Raw genomic sequence first — 6,229 nt, 5'->3', positions numbered from 1 at the left:
TGTCGCCGACCACCGGCGCGCTCACCGGCTCGGTCGCCGACGCCGCGGCGGCCACGGCCGCGGCCTCGTTCTTCGGGTTCTGGCGCTCGACCAGGTAGTAGTCGAGCACGCGGCGCGCGATCGGGCCGGCGGCCTGCGCGCCCCAGCCGCCGTTCTCGACGACCAGCGCGACGGCGATCTGCGGATGGTCGACCGGCGCGTACGCGATGAACAGCGCGTGGTCGCGCAGGTGTTCGGCGAGCAGGTGGCCCTTGTAGTTCGAACCCTGCAGCGAGAACACCTGTGCGGTACCGGTCTTGCCGGCGGCGAGGTACTGCGCGCCGCGGAACACCTTGTACGCGGTCCCGGACGGGTTCTCGATCACGTTTTCCATCCCGCGCTTCACGACGTCGATGTCGGACGCCTTCAGCGGGATCACCTCGCTTTCCTTCGGCACGGTCAGGTGGCGCGCCCGCGAGATCGGGTCCTCGACTTCCTTCACGAGGTGAGGCTTCATCACGACGCCGTTGTTCGCGAGCGTTGCCGTGGCATGCGCGAGCTGCAGGATCGTGAACGAGTTGTAGCCCTGGCCGATCCCGAGGCTGATCGTCTCGCCGTCGAACCACTTCTGCTGCGCGGCCTTCTTGAACGCCTTCTTCTTCCAGTCGGTCGACGGCAGGATGCCGCGCGCCTCGCCCTGGATGTCGATCCCGGTGATCTGGCCGAAGCCGAACGGCTTCATGAAGTTCGCGATCGCGTTCACGCCGAGGTCGCGCGCGAGCATGTAGAAGTAGGTGTCGTTCGACACCATGATCGCCTTGTTCATGTCGACCCAGCCCTGGCCCGAGCGCACGTCGTTGCGGAACGTGTGGCCGCCGAACGTGAAGTAGCCCGGGTCCTGGAAGCCCCAGCCCGGCGTGCGCTTGCCGAGCGTGAGGCCCGCGAGCGCCATGAACGGCTTGTACGTCGAGCCGGGCGGGTAGGTGCCGTGCAGCGGGCGGTTCAGGAGCGGCTTGTCGGGTGAGTTGTTCAGCTCGTCCCAGGTCTGCTGGTCGATGCCGTCGACGAACGAGTTCGGGTCGAAGCTCGGCGACGATACGAACGCGAGCACGTCGCCCGTCTTCGGCTCGATCGCGACGAGCGCGCCGCGCTTGCCGGCGAACGCCTGCTCGGCGACCTGCTGCAGCCCGATGTCGAGCGACAGCACGAGGTTGTTGCCGGGCGTCGCCTGCGTGCGCGACAGCGTGCGCACCGGCCGGCCGCCGGCCGTCACCTCGACTTCCTCGAAGCCCGTCAGCCCGTGCAGCTCGGTCTCGTAGCTCTGCTCGACGCCGATCTTGCCGATGTAGTCGGTGCCCTTGTAGTTGTTCGCGTCGCGGCGCGGATCGTAGTGCTCCTGGTCGCTGTCGTTGTCGTCGCTCATCGCGTCGATGCGATCCTGGTCGCGCTTCGAGATCCGGCCGATATAGCCGATCACGTGCGCGGCCGTCATGCCGAGCGGGTACTGGCGGAACAGCCGCGCGCGCACGTCGACGCCGGGGAAGCGGAAGCGCTGCGCGGTGAAGCGCGCGACTTCGGCGTCGGTGAGCCGCGTGCGGATCGGCAGGCTCTCGAAGTTCTTCGAGTCTTCCTGCAGCTTCTTGAAGCGGCGGCGGTCGCGGGCGTCGATCGGGATGATCTCGGACAGCTTGTCGATCGTGTTGTCGAGCGTGTCGTCGAGCTTCGACGGCGTGATCTCGAGCGTGTACGCCGAGTAGTTCTTCGCGAGGATCACGCCGTTGCGGTCGGTGATGATCCCGCGGTTCGGCACGATCGGCGCGACCGAGATGCGGTTTTCCTCGGCCTGCAGCGCGTATTTGCCGTGCTGCATCAGCTGCAGGTAGAAGAAGCGGCTCGCGAGCAGCCCGAAGCAGACGAACACGAACACGCCCGCCGCCGCGACGCGCAGGCGGAACCTCGAGAGCTGCTGTTGGGTGTCGTTGAATTCGGTCATTTAAGGGCAATCTGGCCCGCGCGCGGACGCGGGCGAGGTGCCGCCCCGGAGCGCGGCGCGCGGCGGGCGTGGGGGCGGCGGGTATTCAAGGTCGGTCCGGCTCAGATCGGGCGCGTATCGTCCGGGTCGACCGGGCGGCGTTGCGGCATCAGCAGCAGGTGGCTCGCGATCGGCCACAGCGCGGCTTCGACGAAACCGTCGACGAGATAGCGCCAGCCGGGGAACGCGGCGCCCATCAGCAGGCGGATCACGAACGGCACGAGCTGCGCGGCGACCAGCAGCGGCGTCACGTACAGCACCTGCACGCCGATCGGCATCCACAGCACGCGGCGGTGGATCGTGATCGCGCCGTACGACAGCAGCGTATAGGCGAGCGCGTGCTCGCCGAGCAGCCCCGCGTCGTGCACGTCCATCAGGATGCCGAGCGCGAACGCAACGCCCATCCCGACCTTGCGCGGCTGGTGGATGTTCCAGAACAGCAGCACGAGCGCGACGAAATCGGGCACGCCGGGCAGGCGGCCCCATGGCATCAGGTTCAGCAGGAACGCGGCGGCGAGGCTGAAGACGATGAAGTACGGATTGACCGGCTGCAGGATGTATTGCGGGCGGTTCATCGCTGGGCTCCTGATTGCCCGGCGGCGGGCTTCGCGGGCGCGGCGGCGGGCTGGGCCGGCGCCGCAGGAGCCGCCGGCGCCGGTTTCGCGCCGGGCTGGGCCGCGGCGGCCGGCTTCGCGTTCGCGTCGGCCTTGTCGGCTTTCTCGGCCTTTTCGCCCTTCGCGGCGGCTTTCGCGCCCTTCTTGCCCTTCGCGTTCTTCTCGGCGGCGGGATCGGGCTCGGCCGGACGCGGCGGGATGTCGTTGCGGTAATGCAGCACGAGCATCTGGCGCGCGCCGCGCACGGCCGCGACCGGTGCGCAGGTCACCCGGGCGAACGCGGTATCGGCGAGCTTGTCGACGCGCACGACCTTGGCGACCGGCAGGCCGGGCGAATAGACGCCATCGAGGCCGCTCGTGATCAGCTCGTCGCCGGCGACGAGATCCGCGCTGGTCGGCACGAAGCGCAGGTCGAGCGAATCGCCCTTCGGCGTGCCGTAGATCACGCTGCGCAGGCCGGTGCGCAGCACCTGCACGGGAATCGCGAGATCGCGGTCGGTGACCAGCGTGACTTCGGATTGCAGCGGGAACACGCGCGTGACCTGGCCGATCACGCCGTCCTCGCTGACGACGGGCGAGCCGTCCTGGATGCCTTGCTGCGAGCCTTGCCCGACCACGATCTTCTGCGTGAACGGATCGCTCGTGTCGTACTGGATCTCGACCGGCGTCGATTGCGTCGCGATGTGCTGGCGCAGTTCGAGCACCGCGCGCAGGTGCGCGTTCTCCTGCGTGAGCACGGCGGCCTGGTTGGCCTGCGTCGACAATTGCAGGTTGCGCTTGCGGAGATCGTCGTTCTCGTGGCGCAGCGCCGCGCCGGTGACGGCGAGGTCGGCCGCGCCCATGAACAGGTCGCGCGGCACGAGCGCCGCGCGTTGCAGCGGGTAGAGCACGGTGCCGAGCACGCCGCGCACGATTTCGAGCGTGCTGAAGCGCGCGTCCGACACGAGGAGCGCGATGGCGAGGGCGACGAAGAAGATGAGCCGCGCGAGCGCGGGCGGACCTTGCTTGAAGAGGGGCGGCGGACTGTATTCCATGGTCGGCGCCGGGCGCGTGTGATCGGTTAAATAATGCTCAGACGCGCAAACGGCGCGGCGGTTCGTTCTGAACGAGCGATCCGGCCACGCCGCGGGTGCGTCATATCAAACGGGACTGCCTAGGCGATCACTGGGCGATCACTCGTACGAGAAGATGCTGCCCAGCTTGTCCATGCGCTCGAGCGCCATGCCCGAACCGCGCACGACGCAGGTCAGCGGATCTTCCGCGACGAGCACCGGCAGGCCGGTTTCTTCCGCGAGCAGGCGATCGAGGTCGCGCAGCAGCGCGCCGCCGCCCGTCAGCATCATCCCGCGCTCGGCGATGTCGGCGCCGAGTTCCGGCGGCGTCTGTTCGAGCGCGATCTTCACCGACGACACGATCTGGTTCAGCGGATCGGTCAGTGCTTCGAGGATTTCGTTGCTGGAGATCGTGAAGCTGCGCGGGATGCCTTCCGACAGGTTGCGGCCCTTCACTTCCATTTCCTTGACTTCGGAGCCCGGGAACGCGGAGCCGATTTCCTTCTTGATCGCTTCGGCGGTCTGCTCGCCGATCAGCATCCCGTAGTTGCGGCGGATGTAGTTGACGATCGCCTCGTCGAACTTGTCGCCGCCGACGCGCACCGAGCCTTTGTAGACGATGCCGCCGAGCGAGATCACGCCGACTTCGGTCGTGCCGCCGCCGATGTCGACGACCATCGAGCCGGTGGCTTCCGAGACCGGCAGGCCCGCGCCGATCGCGGCCGCCATCGGCTCCTCGATCAGGTAGACCTGCGACGCGCCGGCGCCGTGCGCCGCTTCCTTGATCGCGCGGCGCTCGACCTGGGTCGAGCCGCACGGCACGCAGATGATGATGCGCGGCGACGGCGAGAACATGCGCGACTCGTGGGCCGTCTTGATGAACTGCTTGATCATCTGCTCGGTGACGGTGAAGTCGGCGATCACGCCGTCCTTCATCGGGCGGATCGCCTCGATGTTGCCCGGCACCTTGCCGAGCATCTGCTTGGCTTCCTTGCCGACCGCCTGGATCGTCTTCTTGCCGTTGGGGCCGCCTTCCTGGCGGATCGACACGACGGACGGTTCATCGAGCACGATGCCCTTGCCGCGCATGTAGATCAGGGTGTTTGCGGTGCCGAGGTCGATCGCGAGATCGTTGGAGAAGTAGCTGCGCAAAAAACCGAACATTCAGAATCCTGTTTCGCTCTGGGCCGGCCCTGCATAGCGAGCGCTGAGGGCGGCAGCGGAAAAAATAACAGCCTCGGGAAGCGTGGCGGAAGCGGCCGCCGCGGCGCACGAAGCTGCGAGTGATGTCTACCGGGGATCGCACGAAGCACGCACGGCTTGCCGAAGCAGGGCGAAACGGTGCGGGAAAAGGCTGCCGGGTTTGGGTCGAACGCGTAATGATACCTTATAATTTCACGGTATTTGAATCGAAACGGGCGGTATTTTTGCCGCTTCGGCCCCGATTTCTGAGGGTGGATCGCACCCTCCAACCCCCCGCCGCAGTGCTGCTTTCGATGCACTGCGCAGCCTTGTTTTTCCGGTGATCGCATGGCCCTGACCCTGACCGATGTGAAACGCATCGCGCACCTGGCGCGACTCGAAATGGCCGACGCCGACGCCGAGCACATGCTCGGCCAGCTCAATGAATTCTTCGGCCTCGTCGAGCAGATGCAGGCGGTCGACACCGCCGGCATCGCGCCGCTCGCCCACCCGATCGAACAGATCCAGGAAGTCGCGCAGCGCCTGCGCGACGACGCCGTGACGGAAGTCGTCAATCGCGACGACAACCAGCGTCCGGCGCCGGCCGTCCAGGACGGCCTCTATCTCGTGCCGAAGGTGATCGAGTAAGCATTCGATGACAAGCGCGCCGGCCGTCCTGCGCCGCGCGCCACCCAGAATTCCAGGAAAACCACTCAATGCACGCAAAAAGCCTGACCGAACTGCGCGCCGCGCTCGCCGCCAAGGAATGCTCGGCCGTCGAGCTCGCGCAGCACTATCTGAAACGGATCGACGCCGCGCGCGACCTGAACGCGTTCGTCCACGTCGACGCCGACCTCACCCTCGCGCAGGCGAAAGCCGCCGACGCCGAACTCGCGCGCGGCGCGGGCGGCGCGCTCACCGGCCTGCCGATCGCGCACAAGGACGTGTTCGTCACGCGCGGCTGGCGCTCGACCGCCGGCTCGAAAATGCTCGCGAACTACGAGAGCCCGTTCGACGCGACCGTCGTCGCCCGCCTGCAGGCGGCCGGCATGGTCACGCTCGGCAAGACCAACATGGACGAGTTCGCGATGGGCTCGTCGAACGAAAACTCGGCGTTCGGCGCGGTGAAGAACCCGTGGGACACGAACGCGGTGCCGGGCGGCAGCTCGGGCGGCAGCTCGGCCGCCGTCGCCGCGCGCCTCGCGCCGGCCGCGACCGGCACCGACACCGGCGGCTCGATTCGCCAGCCCGCGTCGTTCGCGGGCGTGACGGGCATCAAGCCGACCTACGGCCGCGTGTCGCGCTACGGGATGATCGCGTTCGCGTCGTCGCTCGACCAGGGCGGCCCGATGGCGCAGAGCGCGTCCGAC

Annotated in this window: 6 protein-coding genes; 2 read left to right on the top strand and 4 right to left on the bottom strand. The window is 67.7% G+C overall.

The features are described from left to right. The 4 genes from mrdA to AP428_RS13160 form a co-directional block, all read right to left on the bottom strand. A partial coding sequence (gene mrdA, locus AP428_RS13175; RefSeq protein ID WP_054928166.1) for a penicillin-binding protein 2 occupies positions 1-1,972 on the bottom strand: 1,972 nt, incomplete at its 3' end. A gap of 101 nt (positions 1,973-2,073) precedes the next feature. After that, complete coding sequence (gene mreD, locus AP428_RS13170) at positions 2,074-2,586, bottom strand: rod shape-determining protein MreD (RefSeq protein ID WP_006477476.1); 513 nt, start codon at positions 2,584-2,586, stop codon at positions 2,074-2,076. Beyond that, positions 2,583-3,659 (bottom strand): rod shape-determining protein MreC, encoded by a 1,077-nt coding sequence (gene mreC / locus AP428_RS13165; protein WP_054928165.1) that lies wholly within the window; start codon positions 3,657-3,659, stop codon positions 2,583-2,585. Before mreC ends, mreD begins: the two co-directional genes overlap by 4 nt. Before the next feature lie 138 nt (positions 3,660-3,797). Beyond that, complete coding sequence (locus AP428_RS13160; protein ID WP_004189550.1) at positions 3,798-4,841, bottom strand: rod shape-determining protein; 1,044 nt, start codon at positions 4,839-4,841, stop codon at positions 3,798-3,800. A 366-nt stretch (positions 4,842-5,207) separates the two neighbouring features. Here AP428_RS13160 and gatC point away from each other — a divergent pair, with 366 nt between their 5' ends. Then, the gene (gatC, locus tag AP428_RS13155) at positions 5,208-5,507 is read left to right on the top strand and encodes an Asp-tRNA(Asn)/Glu-tRNA(Gln) amidotransferase subunit GatC (RefSeq protein ID WP_006477478.1); all 300 of its coding nucleotides are present in this window, start codon (positions 5,208-5,210) and stop codon (positions 5,505-5,507) included. Positions 5,508-5,575: 68 nt separating this feature from the next. Further along, a partial coding sequence (locus AP428_RS13150) for an amidase (RefSeq protein WP_269434013.1) occupies positions 5,576-6,229 on the top strand: 654 nt, incomplete at its 3' end.

Source organism: Burkholderia sp. E168m22 (assembly GCF_001319805.1).
In the GTDB taxonomy this organism is placed as follows: Bacteria; Pseudomonadota; Gammaproteobacteria; order Burkholderiales; family Burkholderiaceae; genus Burkholderia; species Burkholderia orbicola.
This window is presented reverse-complemented; position numbering and strand designations above follow the sequence as displayed.

Coding starts and splice junctions, on each gene's coding strand:
- mreD (WP_006477476.1), bottom strand. CDS start 2,586: ATGAACCGCCCGCAATACATCCTGCAGCCGGTCAATCCGTACTTCATC.
- mreC (WP_054928165.1), bottom strand. CDS start 3,659: ATGGAATACAGTCCGCCGCCCCTCTTCAAGCAAGGTCCGCCCGCGCTC.
- AP428_RS13160 (WP_004189550.1), bottom strand. CDS start 4,841: ATGTTCGGTTTTTTGCGCAGCTACTTCTCCAACGATCTCGCGATCGAC.
- gatC (WP_006477478.1), top strand. CDS start 5,208: ATGGCCCTGACCCTGACCGATGTGAAACGCATCGCGCACCTGGCGCGA.